The sequence below is a fragment of the Aeromonas sp. QDB14 genome (assembly GCF_027707845.1).
Lineage (GTDB): Bacteria > Pseudomonadota > Gammaproteobacteria > Enterobacterales > Aeromonadaceae > Aeromonas > Aeromonas caviae.
This window is the reverse complement of the sequence record NZ_JAPCJD010000033.1, coordinates 22,172-41,551: the sequence shown is the minus strand read 5'-3', so window position 1 is coordinate 41,551 and position 19,380 is coordinate 22,172. Positions and strand designations below refer to the sequence as shown.

At 60.5% G+C, this 19,380-nt stretch carries 22 protein-coding genes; 14 read left to right on the top strand and 8 right to left on the bottom strand.

What is annotated here, in order from left to right:
* Window positions 1-8: 8 nt before the first annotated feature.
* The 5 genes from PG887_RS12475 (at window position 9) to PG887_RS12455 (ending at window position 3,733) form a co-directional block, all read left to right on the top strand.
* The gene (locus PG887_RS12475; protein ID WP_270821837.1) at window positions 9-1,691 is read left to right on the top strand and encodes a DUF927 domain-containing protein; all 1,683 of its coding nucleotides are present in this window, start codon (window positions 9-11) and stop codon (window positions 1,689-1,691) included.
* 51 nt (window positions 1,692-1,742) lie between these two features.
* The gene (locus PG887_RS12470) at window positions 1,743-2,006 is read left to right on the top strand and encodes a pyocin activator PrtN family protein (protein ID WP_270821836.1); all 264 of its coding nucleotides are present in this window, start codon (window positions 1,743-1,745) and stop codon (window positions 2,004-2,006) included.
* A gap of 584 nt (window positions 2,007-2,590) precedes the next feature.
* Window positions 2,591-3,049 (top strand): zinc uptake transcriptional repressor Zur, encoded by a 459-nt coding sequence (gene zur / locus PG887_RS12465; protein ID WP_010673042.1) that lies wholly within the window; start codon window positions 2,591-2,593, stop codon window positions 3,047-3,049.
* The gene (locus PG887_RS12460) at window positions 3,039-3,500 is read left to right on the top strand and encodes a chemotaxis protein CheX (protein WP_010673043.1); all 462 of its coding nucleotides are present in this window, start codon (window positions 3,039-3,041) and stop codon (window positions 3,498-3,500) included. The genes zur and PG887_RS12460 overlap by 11 nt, the downstream gene beginning before the upstream one ends.
* Window positions 3,501-3,505: 5 nt before the next feature.
* Window positions 3,506-3,733 carry a hypothetical protein gene (locus tag PG887_RS12455; protein ID WP_270821834.1) on the top strand — a complete coding sequence of 76 codons (228 nt, stop codon included), beginning with the start codon at window positions 3,506-3,508 and terminating at the stop codon, window positions 3,731-3,733.
* A gap of 89 nt (window positions 3,734-3,822) precedes the next feature.
* Here PG887_RS12455 and brnQ read toward each other — a convergent pair whose 3' ends face one another.
* Both brnQ and PG887_RS12445 read right to left on the bottom strand, forming a co-directional pair.
* The gene (brnQ, locus tag PG887_RS12450; protein ID WP_041211055.1) at window positions 3,823-5,130 is read right to left on the bottom strand and encodes a branched-chain amino acid transport system II carrier protein; all 1,308 of its coding nucleotides are present in this window, start codon (window positions 5,128-5,130) and stop codon (window positions 3,823-3,825) included.
* Between the two features lie 190 nt (window positions 5,131-5,320).
* Window positions 5,321-6,031 (bottom strand): tRNA1(Val) (adenine(37)-N6)-methyltransferase, encoded by a 711-nt coding sequence (locus PG887_RS12445; protein ID WP_270821833.1) that lies wholly within the window; start codon window positions 6,029-6,031, stop codon window positions 5,321-5,323.
* Between the two features lie 127 nt (window positions 6,032-6,158).
* On the opposite strand from PG887_RS12445, the gene srmB reads away from it, so the two are divergent.
* The gene (srmB, locus tag PG887_RS12440) at window positions 6,159-7,379 is read left to right on the top strand and encodes an ATP-dependent RNA helicase SrmB (RefSeq protein ID WP_041210934.1); all 1,221 of its coding nucleotides are present in this window, start codon (window positions 6,159-6,161) and stop codon (window positions 7,377-7,379) included.
* 188 nt (window positions 7,380-7,567) lie between these two features.
* On the opposite strand, the gene yaaA is transcribed toward srmB, so the two are convergent.
* Genes yaaA through tapT form a run of 3 tightly spaced genes read right to left on the bottom strand, consistent with a single transcriptional unit; the run spans window position 7,568 to window position 10,541 of the window.
* Window positions 7,568-8,341 carry a peroxide stress protein YaaA gene (gene yaaA / locus PG887_RS12435; protein ID WP_262512584.1) on the bottom strand — a complete coding sequence of 258 codons (774 nt, stop codon included), beginning with the start codon at window positions 8,339-8,341 and terminating at the stop codon, window positions 7,568-7,570.
* Window positions 8,342-8,373: 32 nt separating this feature from the next.
* On the bottom strand, window positions 8,374-9,483 hold the full coding sequence (locus tag PG887_RS12430; RefSeq protein WP_042882153.1) for a PilT/PilU family type 4a pilus ATPase: 1,110 nt from the start codon (window positions 9,481-9,483) through the stop codon (window positions 8,374-8,376).
* A 23-nt stretch (window positions 9,484-9,506) separates the two neighbouring features.
* Window positions 9,507-10,541 (bottom strand): type IVa pilus ATPase TapT, encoded by a 1,035-nt coding sequence (gene tapT / locus PG887_RS12425; protein ID WP_010673050.1) that lies wholly within the window; start codon window positions 10,539-10,541, stop codon window positions 9,507-9,509.
* Window positions 10,542-10,580: 39 nt separating this feature from the next.
* On the opposite strand from tapT, the gene PG887_RS12420 reads away from it, so the two are divergent.
* The 5 genes from PG887_RS12420 (at window position 10,581) to PG887_RS12400 (ending at window position 13,542) form a co-directional block, all read left to right on the top strand.
* A complete protein-coding gene (locus PG887_RS12420) occupies window positions 10,581-11,282 on the top strand; it encodes a YggS family pyridoxal phosphate-dependent enzyme (protein ID WP_042014924.1) in 702 nt (233 codons plus the stop codon).
* Between the two features lie 123 nt (window positions 11,283-11,405).
* On the top strand, window positions 11,406-12,230 hold the full coding sequence (proC, locus tag PG887_RS12415; RefSeq protein WP_202043101.1) for a pyrroline-5-carboxylate reductase: 825 nt from the start codon (window positions 11,406-11,408) through the stop codon (window positions 12,228-12,230).
* Between the two features lie 23 nt (window positions 12,231-12,253).
* Window positions 12,254-12,805 (top strand): YggT family protein, encoded by a 552-nt coding sequence (locus PG887_RS12410; protein WP_042014922.1) that lies wholly within the window; start codon window positions 12,254-12,256, stop codon window positions 12,803-12,805.
* Window positions 12,805-13,104 carry a DUF167 family protein YggU gene (gene yggU, locus PG887_RS12405; RefSeq protein WP_010673054.1) on the top strand — a complete coding sequence of 100 codons (300 nt, stop codon included), beginning with the start codon at window positions 12,805-12,807 and terminating at the stop codon, window positions 13,102-13,104. The genes PG887_RS12410 and yggU overlap by 1 nt, the downstream gene beginning before the upstream one ends.
* A gap of 18 nt (window positions 13,105-13,122) precedes the next feature.
* Window positions 13,123-13,542: a DUF4426 domain-containing protein gene (locus PG887_RS12400; RefSeq protein WP_202043103.1), complete on the top strand. Its 420-nt coding sequence runs from the start codon at window positions 13,123-13,125 to the stop codon at window positions 13,540-13,542.
* A gap of 75 nt (window positions 13,543-13,617) precedes the next feature.
* On the opposite strand, the gene PG887_RS12395 is transcribed toward PG887_RS12400, so the two are convergent.
* The 3 genes from PG887_RS12395 to PG887_RS12385 all read right to left on the bottom strand — a co-directional run bounded on the left by PG887_RS12395 (window position 13,618) and on the right by PG887_RS12385 (window position 15,324).
* A complete protein-coding gene (locus PG887_RS12395; RefSeq protein ID WP_270821829.1) occupies window positions 13,618-14,448 on the bottom strand; it encodes a CPBP family intramembrane glutamic endopeptidase in 831 nt (276 codons plus the stop codon).
* Window positions 14,449-14,609: 161 nt separating this feature from the next.
* A complete protein-coding gene (locus PG887_RS12390; RefSeq protein ID WP_039039963.1) occupies window positions 14,610-14,900 on the bottom strand; it encodes a hypothetical protein in 291 nt (96 codons plus the stop codon).
* 49 nt (window positions 14,901-14,949) lie between these two features.
* Window positions 14,950-15,324 (bottom strand): YacL family protein, encoded by a 375-nt coding sequence (locus PG887_RS12385; protein ID WP_039039964.1) that lies wholly within the window; start codon window positions 15,322-15,324, stop codon window positions 14,950-14,952.
* Between the two features lie 206 nt (window positions 15,325-15,530).
* On the opposite strand from PG887_RS12385, the gene PG887_RS12380 reads away from it, so the two are divergent.
* The 3 genes from PG887_RS12380 (at window position 15,531) to PG887_RS12370 (ending at window position 19,171) form a co-directional block, all read left to right on the top strand.
* Window positions 15,531-16,646 (top strand): sugar diacid recognition domain-containing protein, encoded by a 1,116-nt coding sequence (locus tag PG887_RS12380; RefSeq protein WP_039039965.1) that lies wholly within the window; start codon window positions 15,531-15,533, stop codon window positions 16,644-16,646.
* Window positions 16,647-16,765: 119 nt separating this feature from the next.
* Window positions 16,766-18,028, top strand: coding sequence for a GntP family permease (locus PG887_RS12375; protein ID WP_104455231.1), 1,263 nt, complete (start codon window positions 16,766-16,768; stop codon window positions 18,026-18,028).
* Between the two features lie 9 nt (window positions 18,029-18,037).
* Window positions 18,038-19,171 (top strand): glycerate kinase, encoded by a 1,134-nt coding sequence (locus PG887_RS12370; protein ID WP_270821828.1) that lies wholly within the window; start codon window positions 18,038-18,040, stop codon window positions 19,169-19,171.
* The last annotated feature ends 209 nt before the right edge of the window (window positions 19,172-19,380 follow it).

Below are 19,380 nucleotides of genomic sequence, written 5' to 3'. Positions count from 1 at the left end.
AGGTGGTTATGGAATTTCGATTACTGCCGGATGCACTGGAATGCAGGGAATCCGAACGCTGGGTAAAGATCGGAGGGCACATCAAGGTGCTAGCCCGTACCCGCGCGGCCGATCAGAAGCACAGCTACGGCGTTTTGCTTGAGTGGAAAAACCTAGACGGAGTTTTAATTCAAGGCCTTATTTTAATTAAGGTTTTACAAGGGGATAACTATAGACAAGTACGGGATATGCTTATCGATTCCGGCTATCAACTAGAGCCAAGCCCCCAAGCCTGGCAACGTCTTCAACGTTATCTGCTCAATGAGCTACAGCGTGCTGAACCAGCAATCTGTGTGGAACGAACAGGCTGGCACTCTGAAGGCTTCGTCAGTCTTGGCTGGAGCGCCCCCAGACATAATGCCAAATTGTATCTTCTGCGCAAAAGCCAAGACTTGGAACTGAGTTCGTCTGGCACGCTGGAACAGTGGCAGGAGGAGATCGGCAAACTGTGCATTGCAAATCCAATGCTGATTTTTTGCTGTGGAGTAGCTTTGAGTGCACCGCTCCTTTGCAGCTCAGGTGTTGAAAACGTGATCTTTCATTTAAATGGCGATTCAGGATCGGGTAAAACGACAGCACTAAAGGTGGCAACATCGGTCTTGGGCGATGAGTCACTCATGCGTACCTGGTTGAGTACAGCCAATGGCTTGACTGCGGCCGCAGCGCTACACCACGACATTCCGCTACTCCTTGATGAAATATCGCAGGCCAAAGCCGAGGATGTAGATACCGCCGTTTATTCAATCAGCAATGGCCGACCCAAATTGCGAGCGAATGAGGCAGGTCAATTGGCCATAGGCGAGCCCTGGCGAACCGTAGCTCTGTCAACTGGGGAGGTGACACTGGCCGAGCATATGGTGCAGCTAGGTAAAGAGCCACTGGCCGGACAGCTGAGCCGGGTGGTTGAGATCCCTGTAGCCGGCCAGTTCGGTCTGTTTGATGCACTCCATGGTTTCAAACGGCCAGACCTGCTGGCAGATGAGTTGCAGCGACGCTGCCAACGGTACTACGGCACCCTATTTCCAGCATGGGCAAATCGGTTGGTCAGCTATGAGGAGACGGAGTTAGCACGAAAAGTGTCAGACCTACTCTATTACCGTAGCGAGCTCATGAGAGAGGATGCGGAGATCATTCTTGGCTACGGTGTCAGCCCACAGGTTATGCGGGTAATCCGGCGGTTTGCCCTGGTTCAGGTCGCGCTGATTATGGCCAACAATTTCAACCTGTTGCCCTGGCTCGAGCATCATTCAGTGAATGCAGTTGACCATTGTTTCAGCCTCTGGCTAAAAAACCGCGGCCATGGTCTGGATACCGAGGATTACCGGCTGTTCTGTATGCTGAAAGTCGCCATACAGGGCTGGGGGCCACATATAAGGCCACTGGAAGGTCGGCTGAGCTCTAGCGTTGGTTACAGCCGAACGTATCAGGGAGAGCTGCAATGGTTAGTCAAAACGGATGTATTGAAACAAGCGCTGAATTTACGTCCACAATATCGCTCGCAGATGCAGCGATTAGTCAAGCGTGATTGGTTGCAATTCAATGAGTTAGAGCGACTTACACTAAAGATTGTGCAAGAAAAAAAATCTGCTCGGTATTTTGCAATCTGGCCAGAACGTATCAGAAAAGGTTTGGCTGAGCTGGAGGTTGATTGAATGGATTTCCCATTTTTCCCAGTTTTTCGGGCACTGTGTTGAGGTGACAGTATGCAAACCGTTTTTATGCTCCTGGCACAATACGAAAAACCTGTCGTGCCTCTGAAAGAGATCTGTAGTGAGTATTTTGGTCTGTCGTATCAAACCGCCAGACAGAGGGCTAACACCGGGATGTTACCCATCCCAACGTTCAGAACCAGCCAAAAAAGTGATTATCTGGTGCACCTGACGGATCTGGCCAGCTATATAGACCAGCAGAGAGAAAAGGAGGTGCGCAGGCTAACGGCGATCACAAGGATGGAGACTCAAAGATAAGCTTCTGGAAAGGCAAGCCCGCGATAATCGCGGGCTTTTATCATTTTTGGCCTCGGTCAGTGTTCCGGTTCAGGTGGTAGAGGCACCCAGCCAGCACTGCAAACAGAACAAGGAACGCACATAGGCAGAACAGTATGACGATGCTGCTACTCATGCCACCTCCCATTCGCTCTTAAGATCTGGAGTGAGTATAATCAAACGGTCACCAACATCAACATAACATATTGATGATGTTGAATTTTGTATTTAACGAACAAAGTTGTTGGGACACATTCGCAGAATAGGCAAGAAGTGCTGAAAGACTTGAGAGAACCCCTGAGCAGAACCATTTTGGCAACAACCTGCCCCATATCTGCCCCATGGAAAATGAAGGCCACGCCAGATAAGGGCTAGAGAAAAAATCTCACCAATCCAGCATGGGGGCGATGGAAAAGCGCTGCGCCTGCATAAAAATCATCCGGGTTGGCCAAACAAGGGGCGGGATTCTATCACAACGTGAGACAGCCCCAGAAAATGAATTTTGTCGCCGCGCACTGGGGGCCCTGTGATAGTATCCGGCTAATTGACAGGGTATCTGCGTGAACATGAATCAAGACCAACTTCTACAACGAGCGGAACGCCTCTGCGAGCAGCGCGGGATCCGTTTCACCCCGACACGGCGCCAGGTGCTCCGGCTGCTTGCCGCCCACGGCAATGCCATCAGTGCCTATGATTTGCTGGCCCAGTTGCAGCAGACCGAGGCTCATGCCAAACCGCCTACCGTCTATCGGGCGCTCGACTTCCTGCTCGAACAGGGCTTTGCCCACAAGGTGGAGTCGCTCAACGCCTTCATCTTCTGCTGCCACTTCGACCATGCCCACCCGATGCAACTGCTGATCTGCGATCGTTGCGGTGAGGTAGTGGAGCTGCACGATCCCGCCATCGACGGCGCCTTTTCCGAGCAGGCTCATCAGCATGGTTTTACTATTACCAACAAGACCATAGAAGCCCATGGTCAATGTGCCCGCTGTTCCGCTACCGTAGGAAGTCAAGATGAAGGCTGATTTTGTAAACCCGTTCCTGCTCTCCCTGCTCAACGTGCTCTCCACCATGGCACAGCTGGAACTCAAACCGGGCGCGCCCAAGCGCAAGACGGACGAGCTGGCTCGGGGAGATGTCTCCGGCCTGATTGGCATGGTGGGTCCGCAGACCCGGGGTTCCCTCTCCATCAGCTTCGAGAAGGGGCTGGCATTGGAGATCATGCGTCGCATGCTGGGGGAGGCGCCGGCCACCATCAACGAGGAAGTGACCGATATGGTGGGCGAGATCACCAACATGGTGACGGGCGGCGCCAAACGCATGCTGGGGGAGAAGGGCTATGAGTTCGACATGGCGACCCCGGTCATCGTCTCCGGTCCCAATCACACCATTACTCACCGGGCCGACGGCGCCAAGATCATGATGCCGTTCGAATCGGAGTATGGCCGTGCCACCATCGAGATCTGCTTCGAGTAATCGCCATGTGGAAGATGCTGAAATGGAGTGTCATCGGTGGGGTGGTGCTGCTTATCCTGTCGGATATCAAGATCAGCACCTCTCTCTACAAGTACGAAGACAACCGCGTGGAGATCAACTTCCCGCGCTGGCAGGCTGACCAGCCCTGGGGCACCCTGAGTTGGCATGCGGGCCGGTTTGAGCATCACTGGTACGGTCTTGCAGGCAAACCCAAGCCAGCAACCGTACTCTGAGGAGCGCTCTCCACAACGGATGGATCAGATTGCACCAACAAAAAAGAGGCCAGCGAATGCTGGCCTCTTTATTTGGTCAAGATCTGTTATCAGGCTGCTTCTGCTGCCAGCTTGCCATTGCCACGCACCATGACACCGAGGCCACAGGCCAGCAGGGTCGGCAGCAACCAGGCCAGGCCCTTGTCAAACAGCGGCAGGAAGGCGAACGCATCCATCTTCATGCCGGCGGCGCCCAGGCCGTCCAGGCAGCCGAACAGGAAGGCGACCAGCAGCACGGAGCGGAACACCAGGCGGGGGCGACCGAAGTAACCTTTCAGGAAGGTGACCAGCACCAGCGCCACGGCAACCGGGTAGATGGCGACCAGCACCGGAATGGAGAGGCTGATGAGCTGGCTCAGGCCCACGTTGGCCACGACGCCGCAGATGACACCCAGCAGCACGACCAGCTTCTTGTAGCTCATGCCGGTCAGGTTGTGGAAGAAGTCGGAGCAGGCGGAGATGAGGCCGACGGCCGTGGTGAAGCAGGCCAGGGTGATGATGGCAGCCAGGATGAACTGACCCGGTTGGCCGAACAGGCTCAGCACGTAGGCGTTGACGATGGCACCGCCGTTGCTCACGTCTGTGGCGACGCCGGCAGCGGTGTTGCCCAGCTGGAACAGGGAGACATAGACCACGGAGAGACCGATGGCGGAGATGATGCCCGCGATGGCCAGGTACTTGAACTGGCTCTGGTAGTCATGGATGCCTTTCTGGCGCAGCAGGTCGACGATCAGGGCGCCGAACATCAGGGACGCCAGGGTGTCCATGGTGTTGTAGCCTTCCAGAATGCCCTTCACGAAGGGGGTGCTCTGGTAGTCACCGGATGCGGCAGGCATGCTTCCTTGCGGTGCGACGAAGACACCGATGGCCAGGGTCAGCAGCAGCAGCATCAGCAGCGGGGTCAGGTACTTGCCGATGGCATCCATCAGCTTGCCCTGGTTCAGGGAGACCAGGATGGCCACGCCGAAGAACAGTACTGTGTAGGCAGCCAGACCGGATGGTCCCATGTCGCCAAGGAAGGGCTTGAGGCCCATCTCGTAGGCCACCAGGCCGGTACGGGGGGCGGCGAAGGCCGGGCCGATGATGATGTAGATGGCGACGGCCAGTGCGGTGGCTACGCCGACCGGCAGCAGCTTGGTCATGCCGGCCCAGCCGTTGCCAGCCTTGGCGACGGCGATGATGGTGATGAGGGGCAGGCCCACGGCGGTGACCAGGAAGCCCAGCATGGCCAGGGAGAGGTGCTCACCCGCCATGAAGCCGGCCAGGGGCGGGAAGATGATGTTGCCTGCGCCCAGATAGAACGCAAAGGTCATGAAGCCCAATCCGAGTACATCGGACAATGTGAGTGATTTCGTCAAGTTCAACCTCGTCTGTCTTGTAAACTATTGCTTGTTATAGTTTTTTATTTGTCAGTGACCGGCACTTTCCGGGGGTAAAAAAAAGAGCCCCGCTGGTTTTTTCATCGCGACCAGTGGTTTGAACTGGTCTTGAGCGGGCGCTCATTTAGCAGTCAGCATAATGATGTGAAAAAATAGTTCAAGGCAAAATTTACATCTTCAAATAGAAGGGGCTGGTTAGTTGGATATATCTGTCGGAATAGCCTCCTGTGGCAGAATGGATCACAATTTCACCCCTCTCACACTTGTTTAATCCTCTGCCAAGCAGCAATAAAACACGATTTGCCTCTTTCCCCTCTCTGGTAGTAACAGCCAGATAACAACGCTCATACAGATCATAACTCGACGAAATGCATAAAATTTCATCCGCCATCGCCGTGGGCAGCACCAGGGCCAGTTGCCCGGCACGGCTCAGCAGGCGATCACTGGCGGCCAGCAATCCCCTGGGGTCGAGCCCCCCGGTATGACGGGCCAGAGCCCTGGCCGGATCGCGAAGTGTCTGGCCTGCCGGGAAATAGGGCGGGTTGGAGACGATGAGATCGTAAGGGGGTGCGAGGTGATCCTGAATGGCGCTCTCTATGATGGTGACCCGCTCACGCCAGGGGGAGGCCGCCACATTCTCCTTGGCCTGCATGGCTGCATCCTTATCCAGCTCCACCCCGTCTATGTGGCAGTCGTTCGTGCTGCGCTGGGCCAGCATCAGGGCGATGAGGCCGCTGCCGGTGCCGATGTCCAGCACCCGGCGGGCGCTGTCGACCGGCGCCCAGGCTCCCAGCAGAATGCCGTTCGTACCGACCTTCATGGCGCAGCGGTCGTGATCGATGTGAAATTGCTTGAACGTGAAACCGTTGTTGCGCCCCATTCGGCCCTCCTCCTGTGCCTGCCCGCGGAAAATGGCCGGCGATTATAGCGGCTAAGCCACAGTCACCATAGGAGCCGGCGGCATAATCGCCTATAATCTGCCGCTTCCTTAATGACCGAGTATTGCCATGAGCCAGTCCTTTGATGATTTCGACCTGAATCCAGCCCTCAGTCGGGCCTTGGCCGAGATGGGATTCACCCGCCCCACCACCATCCAGCAGATGGTGCTGGAGCCAGCCCTGGACGGCCGCGATATTCTGGCTTCTGCGCCGACCGGAACCGGCAAGACCGCCGCCTTCCTGCTGCCCGCGATGCAGCACCTGCTGGACTTCCCGCGTCGCAAGCCGGGTCCGTGCCGCATGCTGATCCTGACTCCGACCCGCGAGCTCGCGCTGCAGGTGAGTGCTCACGCCAAGGCCCTGGCGGTGCACACCCATCTCAGCATCGAGACCATCATCGGTGGCGTCAGCCATGAAGAGCAGCTGCCTGCCCTGACCAAGACCACCGACATCGTGGTGGCCACCCCGGGCCGTCTGCTCGAGTACATCGAGAAAGAGGAGTTCGAGAGCCACGACATCGAGGTGCTGGTGCTGGATGAAGCGGACCGGATGCTGGACATGGGCTTCATCAAGGACGTGAACCGCATCGTGGAAGAGGCGCGCTACCGCAAGCACACCATGCTCTTCTCCGCCACCCTGGAAGGGGCCGGCCTCGAGAAGTTTGCGAGCGAGATCCTCAAAGACCCGGTTGAGCTGCACGCCGAGCCGCCCCGCAGCGAGCGCCGCCCCATCACCCAGTGGATCCACCTGGCCGATGATGCCGCCCACAAGTTGGCTCTGCTGGTGCACATCCTGAAAAACCCGGAGACCCAGAAGGCCATCATCTTCGTCAAGACCCGTGAGCGACTGGCGGAGCTTTCCGGCCAGTTGCAAGCGGCAGGCGTGCCCTGCGCCTGGATCCGTGGCGAGATGGAGCAGGCCAAGCGCATCGAGTCTATCCGCAAGTTCCATGAAGGGGAGGTGCCCTTCCTCATCGCCACCGACGTGGCCGCCCGCGGCATCGACCTGCCGAACGTCAGCCATGTCATCAACTACGACATGCCCTACGGCGCGGATGTCTATGTGCACCGCATCGGTCGTACCGGTCGTGCCGGCAACCGTGGCTGCGCCATCAGCCTGGTGGAAGCTCACGACATGGCCATGGTCGCCAAGATCGAACGCTACACAGAGGAGCGCCTCAAGCGTCGGGTGATCGATGAGCTGCGCCCCAGACACAAGGAAGCGCGGGTGCCGGTGAAGAAGAAAAAGCCGAAGGATGCCAAGAAGTCGGCAAAGAAGAAAAAGAAGTAATGCCCCCGAGCACAGTTGAAACGGCCATCCCAGGATGGCCGTTTTGCTGTCTGCTGCCTGGGGGAGTGGCCTGAGAGAGGCGCAGAAAAAAGCCGACGCAAGGACGTCGGCCAACAAAAAGTGCTTACAACAGAGGATTCACAGAGTCAGACCCGAGGATCTCCGACTTGGTTCCCTTGAATGTGTAATTAATTTTCAGCGCGCTTGAACATCAGGGTATTGGCGTCGGACTCTTCCGGTACAAAGTAGTAGCCGTCGGCATTGAAACCGGTCAGCTGTTCCACCCGGGTGAGCCGATGCTTGATGATGTGGCGTGCCATCATGCCGCGGGCCTTCTTGGCGTAGAAGCTGATGATCTTGAACTGGCCGTTCTTCTCGTCCTTGAAGATCGGGGTGATGATGCGCCCCTGCAGGGCTTTCGGGCGCACCGACTTGAAATACTCGTCGGAGGCGAGGTTGATCAGTGCGTCGTCCCCCTGGGCCGCCAGCGCCTTGTTCAGGTGCTCAGTGATGATGTCGCCCCAGAACTGGTAGAGGTCCTTGCCGCGCGGGTTGTCGAGGCGGATCCCCATCTCCAGGCGGTAGGGCATCATGAGGTCAAGCGGCCGCAGCACGCCATAAAGGCCGGAGAGCATGCGCAGGTGGGTCTGGGCGAAGTCGAGGTCGTCCTCGCTGAAATCTTCTACGGCCAGACCGGTGTAGACGTCCCCCTTGAAGGCCAGCAGCGCCTGGCGGGCGTTGGCCGGCGTGAAGTCAGGCTGCCACTCGGCAAAGCGGGCGGCGTTGAGGCCGGCGAGCTTGTCGCTGATCTTCATCAGGCTGGCGATCTGGTCCGGGCTCAGTTGACGAGCCCGGGTGATCAGTGCTGCGGAGTGGTCCAGCAGTTCGGGTTGGGTGAAACGGGGGGTCACCAGGGGTGACTCGTAATCCAGCGTCTTGGCCGGGGAAACCACAATCAGCATAACTGTCCTTTACTAGCGATGACGCACGCCCCTCATTCATCCAGGGTCACGTTGTCGAGAGTGCCTGCGCCCAGCTGCTCGCGACCCGACAGCTTGATGAGCAGTCGCAGGTCGTTGGCGGAGTCGGCATGGGCAAGGGCCTCACTGTAGCCAATTTGGCCGGCGCAGAACAGGGTGAACAGCGCCTGATCGAAGGTCTGCATGCCAAGCTCGCCGGATTTGGTCATCACCTCCTTGAGTCTGTGCATCTCTCCCTTGCGAATGATGTCGGTGACGAGCGGGGTGTTGAGCAGGATCTCGAAGGCGGCGACCCGGCGCTGCCCGTGAGCGGAGGGGAGCAGCTGCTGGGCGACGATGGCGCGCAGGTTGAAGGAGAGATCGAACAGGAACTGGCGGTGCTTCTCCTGGGGGACCAGATGCAGGATGCGATCCAGCGCCTGGTTGGCATTGTTGGCGTGCAAGGTGGCGAGGCAGAGGTGCCCCGTCTCGGCGAACTGGATGGCGAACTCCATGGTCTCCTGGGAGCGGATTTCACCGATGAGGATGACATCCGGGGCCTGGCGCAGGGAGTTTTTGAGGGCGACATCGAAGGATGCGGTGTCGATCCCCACCTCCCGCTGGGTCACCAGACAGCGATCGTGCTGATGGACGAACTCCACCGGATCCTCCACCGTCAGGATGTGGCCGTCACCGTGCTGGTTGCGAAAGCCTATCATGGCCGCCTGGGTGGTGGACTTGCCGGCGCCAGTGGCGCCGACGAAGAGCACCAGCCCGCGTTTGGCCATGGCGACCTCCTGCAGGATGGGAGGCAGCACCAGCTCGTCAAAGGTGGGGATGCGGGTCTCGATGCGGCGCAGTACCATGCCCGGCATATCCTGTTGCCAGAAGGCGCTGACCCGAAAGCGCCCCAGCGAGCCTCGCTGGATGGCGTAGTTGGCCTCGCGGGTGTGCAGGAAGCGCTCGAAGTGGGTCTCGTCCAGGCTTTCTCTGATCAACGCCAGCGCCGTCGTCTTGTCGAGGGGAGCCGGCCCGAGCGACACCAGACGCCCGTTGACCTTGAGGGTCGGGGGAGCATCGACCGTGATGAAGAGATCCGAGCCCTTTTGTTCAACCAGTGCGGCGAGCAGAACATCCATGTTCATGGCGACTCCTTGGGTGTGCGAGCTTAAATGGTATTGGGATCGACCGCCTTGGCCTTGGCATCGAGGGAGGCGACGACCCCCCGGTTGACCAGCTGCTTGAGGCTCTGGTCCATGGTCTGCATGCCGTGGGTCATCCCGGTCTGGATGACGGAATAGAGCTGGGCCACCTTGTCTTCCCGGATGAGGTTTCGCACCGCCGGGATCCCCAGCATGATCTCGTGGGCCGCCACCCGGCCGCCACCGATACGCTTGAGCAGGGTCTGGGAGATGACCGCTCGCAGGGATTCGGAGAGCATGGATCGCACCATGTCCTTCTCCGAGCCGGGGAAGACGTCGATGATGCGGTCGATGGTCTTGGCAGCCGAGGAGGTGTGCAGGGTGCCAAACACCAGGTGACCGGTTTCGGCGGCGGTCATGGCGAGGCGGATGGTTTCGAGGTCCCGCATTTCACCTACCAGGATGATATCCGGGTCTTCCCGCAGGGCCGAGCGCAGGGCGTTGCTGAAGCTCTTGGTGTCGCGGTGTACTTCCCGCTGGTTCACCAGGCAGCGCTTGTTCTCGTGCACGAATTCGATGGGATCCTCGATGGTGAGGATGTGGTGGTGGAAGTTGTCATTGATGTAATCGACCATGGCGGCCAGGGTGGTGGATTTGCCCGAGCCGGTGGGTCCAGTCACCAGCACCAGGCCGCGAGGGTACTCCGCTATCTTGCGAAATATCTCCGGCGCCCCCAGATCGTCCAGGGTCAGAACGGTGCTCGGGATGGTACGAAACACGGCGCCCGAGCCGCGCGCCTGCTGGAAGGCGTTGACCCGAAAGCGTGCCATGCCGGGTACTTCGAAGGAGAAGTCCACCTCGAAGTTTTCCTCCAGCTCCTTGCGCTGGTGGTCATTCATGATGTCGTAAATGAGAGCATGGACTTCCCGGTGATCCAGGGCGGGCAAATTGATCTTGCGAACCTCCCCATCAACCCTGATCATCGGGGGGACCCCGGCCGAGAGGTGTAGATCCGAGGCCTTATGCTTTACACTGAATGCCAATAACTCTGTGATATCCATAGATTTGTTATTCTCCCATCACAAGATTACGAACGAAATATGAGCCAGATTGCCCAGCACCTGCTTCAGGTAAAGGAACGTATTGTAGAGGCTGCCCGGCGTGTTGGCCGCAGCCCAGATCACATCCAGTTGCTTGCTGTCAGCAAAACCAAGCCGCTGGGGGACATTCAGGCTGCCTATGCCGCCGGTCAGCGGCGCTTTGGCGAATCCTACGCCCAGGAGGCCGCGCTCAAGATTGATGCCTTGCGCGAGCAGAACGCCTGTACAGACATAGAGTGGCACTTTATCGGCCCGCTGCAATCGAACAAGTCCAAGCTGGTGGCGGAGCGGTTCGACTGGGTTCAAAGTGTCGATCGCGACAAGCTCATCGAACGCCTCAACAACCAGAGACCGAGTGGGCTCGCGCCGCTAAATATCTGTCTGCAAATCAATATTAGCGGAGAGAGCAGCAAATCCGGTACGTCGGAGCAAGAGATTTTCCGCCTGGCCTCCCTGGTGGCCCAAAGCGAGCGGCTGCGGTTGCGCGGCCTGATGGCCATCCCCGAGCATACCTGCGACGAGGGGGTGCTGGCGGCCCAGATGGCGCGCATGCAGGCTCTGTTCACCGAACTTGCGCAACAATACCCGAGCGTCGACACCCTTTCGATGGGGATGACCGAGGATCTCGAGCCGGCCATTGCCCACGGCAGCACCATGGTGCGGGTCGGGACCGCCATCTTCGGGGCCCGTGACTATTCATGAGCAAGAGCCGGGGCGAAAAACACCCCGGTCGTGCTTTTTTTCAGGTAAACAGGCGCGTGTGATGCTGTCAGCCCACACAGGCTGGGTAGGCATCCGCTGCGATGTCAGTAACAGGAGTGTTTGATGCAGCAGAGAACCCTCGCCTTCATCGGGGCAGGCAACATGAGCCGCAGTATCATTGCCGGCCTCATCCAGGCGGGTTACCCGGCAGAGCGTATCATCGCCGCCAATCCCAGCCGCCCCAAGCTGGACGAACTGGCCAGCCAGTTCGGCATCCGTATCACCCAGGACAACACCGAGGCGGCCCGCGAGGCCGAGGTGATCGTGCTGGCGGTCAAGCCCCAGCTGATGGCGGGCATGCTGACGACGCTGGTGGCCGAGCTTGGCTCGCTGGATGGCAAGTTGCTCATCTCCATCGCCGCCGGCATTCGCGTCGCGCGCTTGCAGGAGATGGCAGGCGGTCACGAGCGCATCATTCGCACCATGCCCAACACCCCCTCCTTGCTGGGGCTGGGGATGACCGGGCTCTATGCACCGCCCGCCATCGGGCAGGCCGATCGGGCGGTGGCCGAACAGATGATGCAATCCGTGGGCAAGACCCTCTGGGTGGATGAGGAGGCCGGCATCAACGGCGTTATCGCGGCGGCGGGCAGTGCCCCGGCCTACTTCTTCCTGTTCATGCAAGCGATTGCCGAGGAGGCCGAGGCCATGGGCTTTACGCCGGAGCAGGCCCGCCTGCTGGTGCAGCAAACCGCCCTGGGGGCGGCCGCCATGGTGGAGCAGAATCCCGAGCTGTCGCTGCAGACCCTGCGCGAGCAGGTGACCAGCAAGGGCGGGACCACGGCCGAGGCCGTCAAGACATTCCAGGAGCAGGGGCTGATGCCGCTGACCGCAAGAGCCATGCAGGCGGCCGTTACCCGGGCCGGCGAAATGGAAACCCTTTTCTGAATCCCTTTTAGCAAGGAGCCCGGATGAACACGGCTTACTTTTTGATTAACACTGTCTTTGATCTCTACCTCATGGTGGTGCTGCTGCGGGTCTGGCTGCAGTGGGCGCGGGCCGACTTCTACAACCCCATGAGCCAGATGGTGGTCAAGCTGACCAACCCGCTGGTGGTGCCCCTGCGCCGCGTCATCCCGGGTTTTGGCGGGCTGGACATGGCCTCTGTGCTGCTGGCGCTGCTGATCGCCGTTGGCAAATTGGTCCTGCTCAAGAGCATGAATGTGCTGCAGGCGGACTGGCTCACTCTCTGCCTGTTTGCGACGCTCACCGTGTTGAAGAAAGCGGGTTCCATGATCTTCTGGATCCTGCTGATCCGCGCCATCCTGAGCTGGGTCAGCCAGGGTCGCAACCCCATTGAATACGTGATGCACCAGCTCACTGAACCCTTCCTGGCCCCCATTCGCCGCATCCTGCCTGCACTGGGCGGGCTGGATCTCTCCGTGCTGGTCGCCTTCATCGCGCTGCAGGCCATCAACTACCTGATGGGGGATCTGTTCGGCCAGTTGTGGTGGATGATCTGATGCCCGCTGTCCTGCTGGAAGGGGACGAGCTGGTGTTGCATCTGATGATCCAGCCCAAGGCGAGCCGGGATCAGATCATCGGATTGCACGGTGACGAGTTGAAAGTGGCCATCACGGCACCGCCGGTGGATGGTCAGGCCAACAGTCACCTGATCAAGTACCTGGCCAAGCAGTGCAAGGTGGCCAAGGGGCAGGTTCGCATCCTGCGGGGGGAGCTGGGTCGGCACAAGACGGTTGCCATCGACGCGCCAAAACAGATCCCCGCCGAGATTGCCGCTCTGCTCGATAATCAGGGTTGATACGAGAGGGATGACATCATGAAAACAGCCTGGATGAGTTGCCTGCTGGCACTCCTGATGACGCTGCCGCTGCGGGCTGAGCAGATGCAGGAGCTGGGCCCCTGGAAAGTGCACTACAGCGCGTTCAACTCCAGCTTCCTCACCCCCGAGGTAGCCAGGACCTATGGCCTGGAGCGCAGCCGCTATAACGGCATCGTCAATATCGCGGTGCAGAACAAGCAGGGGGTGGCACAGGCGGTGGGGATCCGCGGCGAAGCCCGCAATCTGACCGGCACCCTTCGCCCCCTGAATTTTCAGGAGGTGAAAGAGGGGAATGCCATCTATTACTTGGCAGTGCTGCCCTATCGCAATGAGGACACCTACCAGTTCACCCTGAAGATCATGGGGGAGGGGCAGCAGCAGACGCTGACCTTCCAGCAGACCTTCTACGTCGACTAGATTGCAGGGTGAATGCAGATGCCCTGCCCCCACGGGGGCGGGGCATTTTTTTGCCCGGTGAACCTGTGCTCGACGTCAGTGGCTGGCCAGGGGATAGGTAAACAGGGCCAAGTGGGCGAAGTTGAACAGGAAGTGGAGCAGGATGGCGACACTGAGGCGCCCGCTCAGCTGGAACGCCAGGCCATAGCAGGCCCCCGCCAGCGCGGCGAACAACACCAGCAACGGGCCACCGGCAAGATGGGCTGCGCCGAACAGCAGGCTGGCGACCAGGAGACCTGCCCAGGGCGTGCTTCGGCTTGCCACCCCTTGCTGGATGCATCCCCGGAACAGCGCTTCTTCCGTCACACAGGTGAACAGCAGGTTGTTGAACGCGAACCGCCACCACCAGTGGGGCAGTCCCGCTTCGGGTTTGAGGGCGCCAAGTTGCCAGGCGGTGATGAGCAGGGCCGCGAGCGGCAGGATGAGCAGGGCCAGCGGCCGCCAGCGCATCGTTCCACCCGGGCCGAGCAGGCCGGGGATGGCCAGCAGCAGGGCGAAGAAAATGAGCGGCTTGTCCAGATTGAGGTAGAGGGTGAAGGGTACGCTGGCCGGGCCCGCCTGTACCTTGTCGAGCACCCTGAGATTGTCAAAGCCGGGCACCAGATGCAGCGTCAGGGCGAGGGACCACAGCAGGATCAGCGTCAGTGCGACGCCACGCCAGGGTGGGGGCAGGGTGGGGGTACGCCAGGCCAGCAGCAGACCGGCGAGGCTGACAAGAGCGGCGAGGGGCGCGAGTCGCTCAAGCCAGAGGGCGGTGAGCAGGGCTAGTCCCAACAGAAGCATGCCGGGCCTGGTTCGGTGGGCGAGGCAGCAGAGTACGGCGAGCCCCAGGACGAGCCAGATGAGGATATCGGGGAGTGGTAACATCGAGTCTCCTTGTATGAATGAAGGGCGCACCTTAACGATCCCCATGGTCTGGTTCAAGGAAAAGGGACTGGCCGGCAGAAGACGCGCAATGAAAAGCCGGAGCTGGGCTCCGGCTTGGGCGGCGGCAAGATGTCACCGAGAGAGGCGATGGCCTTCCCGTATCAGCGACCTGACTCGGCGATGACCCGGGCGATGATGTCGGCGCGTTTGCTGGCTTCCAGCTCGCCCAGGGCGATGAGACCGGCCTTGAAGATGACGTTCTTCGGCAGACTGACGTCATCCAGGGTGGTGATGGCCTCGACGTGCATGCCGTTCAGGCGGCTGGCATCGCGCGGGCTCAGGTTGACCTGGGTGTTCAGCACCTGCTTGCCCTTCTTCTTGGGCTGGGCGGGTTTCTTCGGTTGATCCAGCTCGTCTTCCGGCAGTTCGTCATCAAAATCGTAAATGGACATAGTCAATCCTGTTGGGTTGCAAGGGGCATGCTCGCCCGAATGGGGGTAATCAGCCCATATCCTCGTTGCGGATAAAGGCGCGCCAGGAGCCGAGTACCTGGGCAAAATCTTCCAGCCCGCACATGGCCAGCTGTTCATCATCGTAGTAGGCGAGATCGTCGAGATCCTCGTCCTGCTCGATATTGAGTACATTGGCCTTCACCTCGGCTTCCTCGTGGGTCAGCAGCAGGGAGTAGTCGCCCCCCAGCAGCCGGTATTCGGTGCGGGCCCGGCTGGAGAGCTGGTCGATGATGGCGAACAGCTCGTCGAGCTTCTCCTCGTCCTTGCCCACCTCGTCGATCAACCACTGGCCGATGGCTTCATGGCCCATGGAGAACCGGGCGCGATAGCCACCGAACGGGTCGCGGCGAAATTCATAATCCATAGCGGAGTCCATATCGGAGGGTGAAACCACCACGGCGCAAAGCGGCATGATGCCGGATCCTTGATCCATGGTGGGGCACTGATAGCGTAAAGTGGCCTATTCTAGCGATCCCCCCCGCGCTTGTCTTGATGATGTGGGATCTTTAACGGGTGATCCCGGTGATGGCGCACGCCGGGGACCCTGTCAACGAATGGTATGGAGAGGTAATGCAGCTCAACGACGCGCTCGCGCATCAGATAGTCAGCCGGGCGATGAAGATCCTCTCGTTCTCGGTCAACGTCATGGATGAGCGGGGACTCATCATTGCGTCCGGCAATCCGGAGCGGCTGCACCAGCGCCACGAGGGGGCTGTGCTGGCCCTGACCGAGAACCGGGTGGTGGAGATAAGCGAGGCCACCGCCCGGGAGCTCAAGGGGGTGAGGCCCGGCATCAACCTGCCCATCGCCTATCAGGGGGAGCTGCTCGGCGTCATCGGCATCTCGGGGGATCCGGACATCGTGCGTGCTTACGCCGAGCTGGTGCGCATGACCGCCGAGCTCATCCTGGAACAGGCGGCACTCACCGAGCAGTTGCAGTGGGACAAGCGCCACAAGGAGGAGCTGGTGTTGCAGCTCATTCGCGGCGAAGGGCGGGCCGATCAACTGCAACAGGTGGCCCGTTTCCTCGAGCTGGATCTCGCCCAGCCCCGGGTGGTGGCCGTGCTGGCGCTGGAGGAGGCCGAGCCCGCCCAGGTGAGGGAGCTGGTTCACCTGCTGGAAAACCCGGAGCGGGACAACCTGGTGGCCATCAACGGCCTGGACGAGATAGTGGTGCTCAAACCCGCCCAGCTCAGCGACGGCGTCTGGCAGTCGGCGCAGGAGCGCAGCCGGATCCGGCAGCTGCTCTCTCGTATTCCCCATTTCAAGGTTCGCATCGGGGTGGGTGATTACTTCGCCGGCATCCCCGGGCTGGCGCTCTCCTACCAGACGGCGCGAGACACCTTGCGCCGTGGCATGCGCCAGTCGCCCCGCAAGCAGGTCTATTTCTTCGAGGATTACCGGCTTTCAGTGCTGCTCGGCACCCTGGCGGACTCTTGGCAGGCGGATCAGCTGCGGGCTCCGCTGCAAAAGCTGGCGCAGGAGGACACAAAGGGAACGCTGCAAAAGACGCTGCGCCAATATTTCTTGCAGGATTGTGATCTGCATCCCTGTGCCGAAGCCCTGTTCATTCACCCCAACACCCTGCGTTATCGACTGACCCGGATAGAGCAGATAACCGGCTTGAATTTCAACAAGTTAGATGACAAGTTTTTGCTCTATCTCGGGCTCAGTCTCGATAGCTGATTTGTCTTTTCCAACAAAAATACAAGGCCGGCAAATGCTTTTTTTGGTTTTATGGCCAAAGCATTCCAGGCGGGGATCCCCATAATGGCGCCACTCATTACAACAACAAGGTGCCCGTCATGATCCCAGTCTCCGCGCTCGGCGCGCTCGCCGCGCTTTCCATCGCCATCTTCCTCATCCTGAAGAAGGTGCCGCCCGCTTACGGCATGATTGTCGGTGCCCTGGCCGGTGGCCTGATCGGTGGCGCCGACCTGACCCAGACCGTTGCCTTGATGATCGGCGGCGCCCAGGGGATCACCACGGCGGTGATGCGGATCCTGGCGGCGGGTGTGCTGGCCGGAGTGCTCATCGAATCGGGCGCCGCCACCACCATCGCCGAGACCATCGTCAAGAAACTCGGCGAAACCCGCGCCCTGCTGGCCCTGGCGCTGGCCACCCTGATCCTGACCGCGGTCGGCGTCTTCGTGGACGTGGCCGTCATCACGGTCGCCCCCATTGCGCTGGCCATCGCCCGCCGTGCCGATCTCTCCAAGGCGGCCATCCTGTTGGCGATGATAGGCGGTGGCAAGGCGGGCAACGTCATGTCTCCCAACCCCAACGCCATTGCGGCAGCCGATGCCTTCCACCTGCCTCTCACCTCGGTGATGGCGGCGGGCATTATTCCCGGCCTGTTTGGTCTGGTGATGGCCTACTGGCTCGCCAAGCGCCTCAACAACAAGGGCAGCAAGGTGGCCGCCGACGAGGTGGTGAGCTTTGACGGTGCCAAGTTGCCCGGCTTTGCCGCCGCCATCAGTGCGCCCCTGGTCGCCATCCTGCTGCTGGCCCTGCGTCCCATCGCCGGCATCGTGGTGGACCCGCTCATTGCGCTGCCCCTCGGCGGCCTGGTGGGGGCCCTGATGATGGGCAAGTTCACCAAGGTGAACCAGTTTGCCGTCTCAGGCCTGGCCCGCATGGCGCCGGTGGCCATCATGCTGCTGGGGACGGGGACCCTGGCGGGCATCATCGCCAACTCCGGCCTGAAAGATGTGCTCATCAGCGGCCTGACCGCCTCCGGTCTGCCCTCCTATCTGCTGGCCCCCATCTCCGGTGCCCTGATGTCGCTGGCGACCGCCTCGACCACGGCCGGGACCGTGGTGGCCTCCAACGTGTTCAGCGCCACTCTGATTGAACTGGGGATCAGCAGCCTGGCAGGGGCCGCCATGATCCACGCCGGCGCCACCGTGTTTGACCATATGCCCCACGGCTCCTTCTTCCATGCCACCGGCGGCAGCGTCCACATGGGCGTCGGCGAGCGACTCAAGCTCATCCCCTACGAAACCGCGGTCGGTCTGACCATCGCCGTTGTCTCCACCCTGATGTTTGGCGTGTTTGGCCTCGCCTAAGGAACTGATATGAAAATTGTGATCGCCCCCGATTCATTCAAGGAGAGTCTGAGCGCCATGGCGGTGGCCGATGCCATCGAGGCCGGTTTCAAGCAGGTGCTGCCGGATGCCACCTACGTCAAGCTGCCCATGGCCGATGGCGGCGAGGGGACGGTGCAGTCTCTGGTGGATGCCACCGGTGGTCGCATCCTGCCGGTCGAGGTGACCGCCCCCCTCGGCAACAGGGTGCAGGGCTTCGTGGGCCTGCTGGGGGATGGCAAGCGGGCCGTCATCGAGATGGCGGCGGCCTCCGGCCTCCATCTGGTGGCGCCCGAGCTGCGCAATCCGCGGCTCACCTCCAGTGTCGGCACCGGGGAGTTGATCCTGGCCGCGCTGGAGATGGGGGTGAACCACCTCATCCTCGGCATCGGCGGCAGCGCCACCAATGACGGCGGTGCCGGCATGATCCAGGCACTCGGCGGCAAGCTCCTGAAAGCAGATGGTACCCCCATCGCGCCGGGCGGTGCCGGTCTGGCCGAGCTGGCCATCATCGACCTGAGCGGGCTGGATCCCCGTCTGACCGGACTCACCATCGAGGTGGCCTGCGACGTGGACAATCCGCTGTGCGGCCCGAAAGGGGCGTCCGCCGTGTTCGGTCCGCAGAAGGGGGCAACTCCCGAGATGGTGGCCGAACTGGATGCCAATCTGGCCCGTTACGCGGACTGCATCGAGCAGGCGCTTGGCAAGCAGGTGAAGGAGATCCCGGGAACGGGGGCCGCAGGCGGCATGGGGGCAGCCCTGGTGGGGCTGCTCGGCGCCGAGCTCAAACCCGGCATCCGGATCGTCATCGAGGCGCTGAACTTGGCCGAGGCGGTGGCCGATGCGGATCTGGTCATCACCGGCGAGGGCCGCATCGACAGCCAGACCATCCATGGCAAGACGCCCATCGGGGTAGCTCGCTGTGCCAAGCAGTTCGGCAAGCCGGTGATCGGCATCGCCGGATGCCTCACCGATGACTGCGGCGTGGTGCACGAGCATGGGCTGGATGCGGTGTTCGCCGTGGTCAATCGGGCCATGTCCCTGCCGGAGGCGCTGGCCACCGCCACCACCAACCTGCAGCTCACGGCCCGCAACGTGGCGGCTCTCTACCTGCTGCGCAAATGACCCTCTCTCCTGGCCGATGCGGTGCATCGGCCTGACCCTGCCCCGTGCAGCAGAGTGAGCGGCCCGGCGTGGCACCTCTGACGCACTTGCCGATCCTTGGGTCGGCTTTTTTTATTATCCTGCTGTCTTTCATATGGTTTTTGTATTCTGAGAAGGGGCTTTGCGGCATAGTGATCTCCCGACAGTGAGGGAGCCACGAGAAACAAGGC

Coding starts and splice junctions, on each gene's coding strand:
- PG887_RS12430 (WP_042882153.1), bottom strand. CDS start 9,483: ATGAACATGGATGTTCTGCTCGCCGCACTGGTTGAACAAAAGGGCTCG.
- zur (WP_010673042.1), top strand. CDS start 2,591: ATGAATCAAGACCAACTTCTACAACGAGCGGAACGCCTCTGCGAGCAG.
- PG887_RS12460 (WP_010673043.1), top strand. CDS start 3,039: ATGAAGGCTGATTTTGTAAACCCGTTCCTGCTCTCCCTGCTCAACGTG.
- PG887_RS12470 (WP_270821836.1), top strand. CDS start 1,743: ATGCAAACCGTTTTTATGCTCCTGGCACAATACGAAAAACCTGTCGTG.
- yggU (WP_010673054.1), top strand. CDS start 12,805: ATGCCCGCTGTCCTGCTGGAAGGGGACGAGCTGGTGTTGCATCTGATG.
- PG887_RS12385 (WP_039039964.1), bottom strand. CDS start 15,324: ATGGATTATGAATTTCGCCGCGACCCGTTCGGTGGCTATCGCGCCCGG.
- PG887_RS12455 (WP_270821834.1), top strand. CDS start 3,506: ATGTGGAAGATGCTGAAATGGAGTGTCATCGGTGGGGTGGTGCTGCTT.
- PG887_RS12395 (WP_270821829.1), bottom strand. CDS start 14,448: ATGTTACCACTCCCCGATATCCTCATCTGGCTCGTCCTGGGGCTCGCC.
- PG887_RS12420 (WP_042014924.1), top strand. CDS start 10,581: ATGAGCCAGATTGCCCAGCACCTGCTTCAGGTAAAGGAACGTATTGTA.
- PG887_RS12375 (WP_104455231.1), top strand. CDS start 16,766: ATGATCCCAGTCTCCGCGCTCGGCGCGCTCGCCGCGCTTTCCATCGCC.
- PG887_RS12380 (WP_039039965.1), top strand. CDS start 15,531: ATGCAGCTCAACGACGCGCTCGCGCATCAGATAGTCAGCCGGGCGATG.
- tapT (WP_010673050.1), bottom strand. CDS start 10,541: ATGGATATCACAGAGTTATTGGCATTCAGTGTAAAGCATAAGGCCTCG.
- PG887_RS12475 (WP_270821837.1), top strand. CDS start 9: ATGGAATTTCGATTACTGCCGGATGCACTGGAATGCAGGGAATCCGAA.
- PG887_RS12445 (WP_270821833.1), bottom strand. CDS start 6,031: ATGGGGCGCAACAACGGTTTCACGTTCAAGCAATTTCACATCGATCAC.
- srmB (WP_041210934.1), top strand. CDS start 6,159: ATGAGCCAGTCCTTTGATGATTTCGACCTGAATCCAGCCCTCAGTCGG.
- PG887_RS12400 (WP_202043103.1), top strand. CDS start 13,123: ATGAAAACAGCCTGGATGAGTTGCCTGCTGGCACTCCTGATGACGCTG.
- PG887_RS12410 (WP_042014922.1), top strand. CDS start 12,254: ATGAACACGGCTTACTTTTTGATTAACACTGTCTTTGATCTCTACCTC.
- PG887_RS12390 (WP_039039963.1), bottom strand. CDS start 14,900: ATGTCCATTTACGATTTTGATGACGAACTGCCGGAAGACGAGCTGGAT.
- PG887_RS12370 (WP_270821828.1), top strand. CDS start 18,038: ATGAAAATTGTGATCGCCCCCGATTCATTCAAGGAGAGTCTGAGCGCC.
- yaaA (WP_262512584.1), bottom strand. CDS start 8,341: ATGCTGATTGTGGTTTCCCCGGCCAAGACGCTGGATTACGAGTCACCC.
- proC (WP_202043101.1), top strand. CDS start 11,406: ATGCAGCAGAGAACCCTCGCCTTCATCGGGGCAGGCAACATGAGCCGC.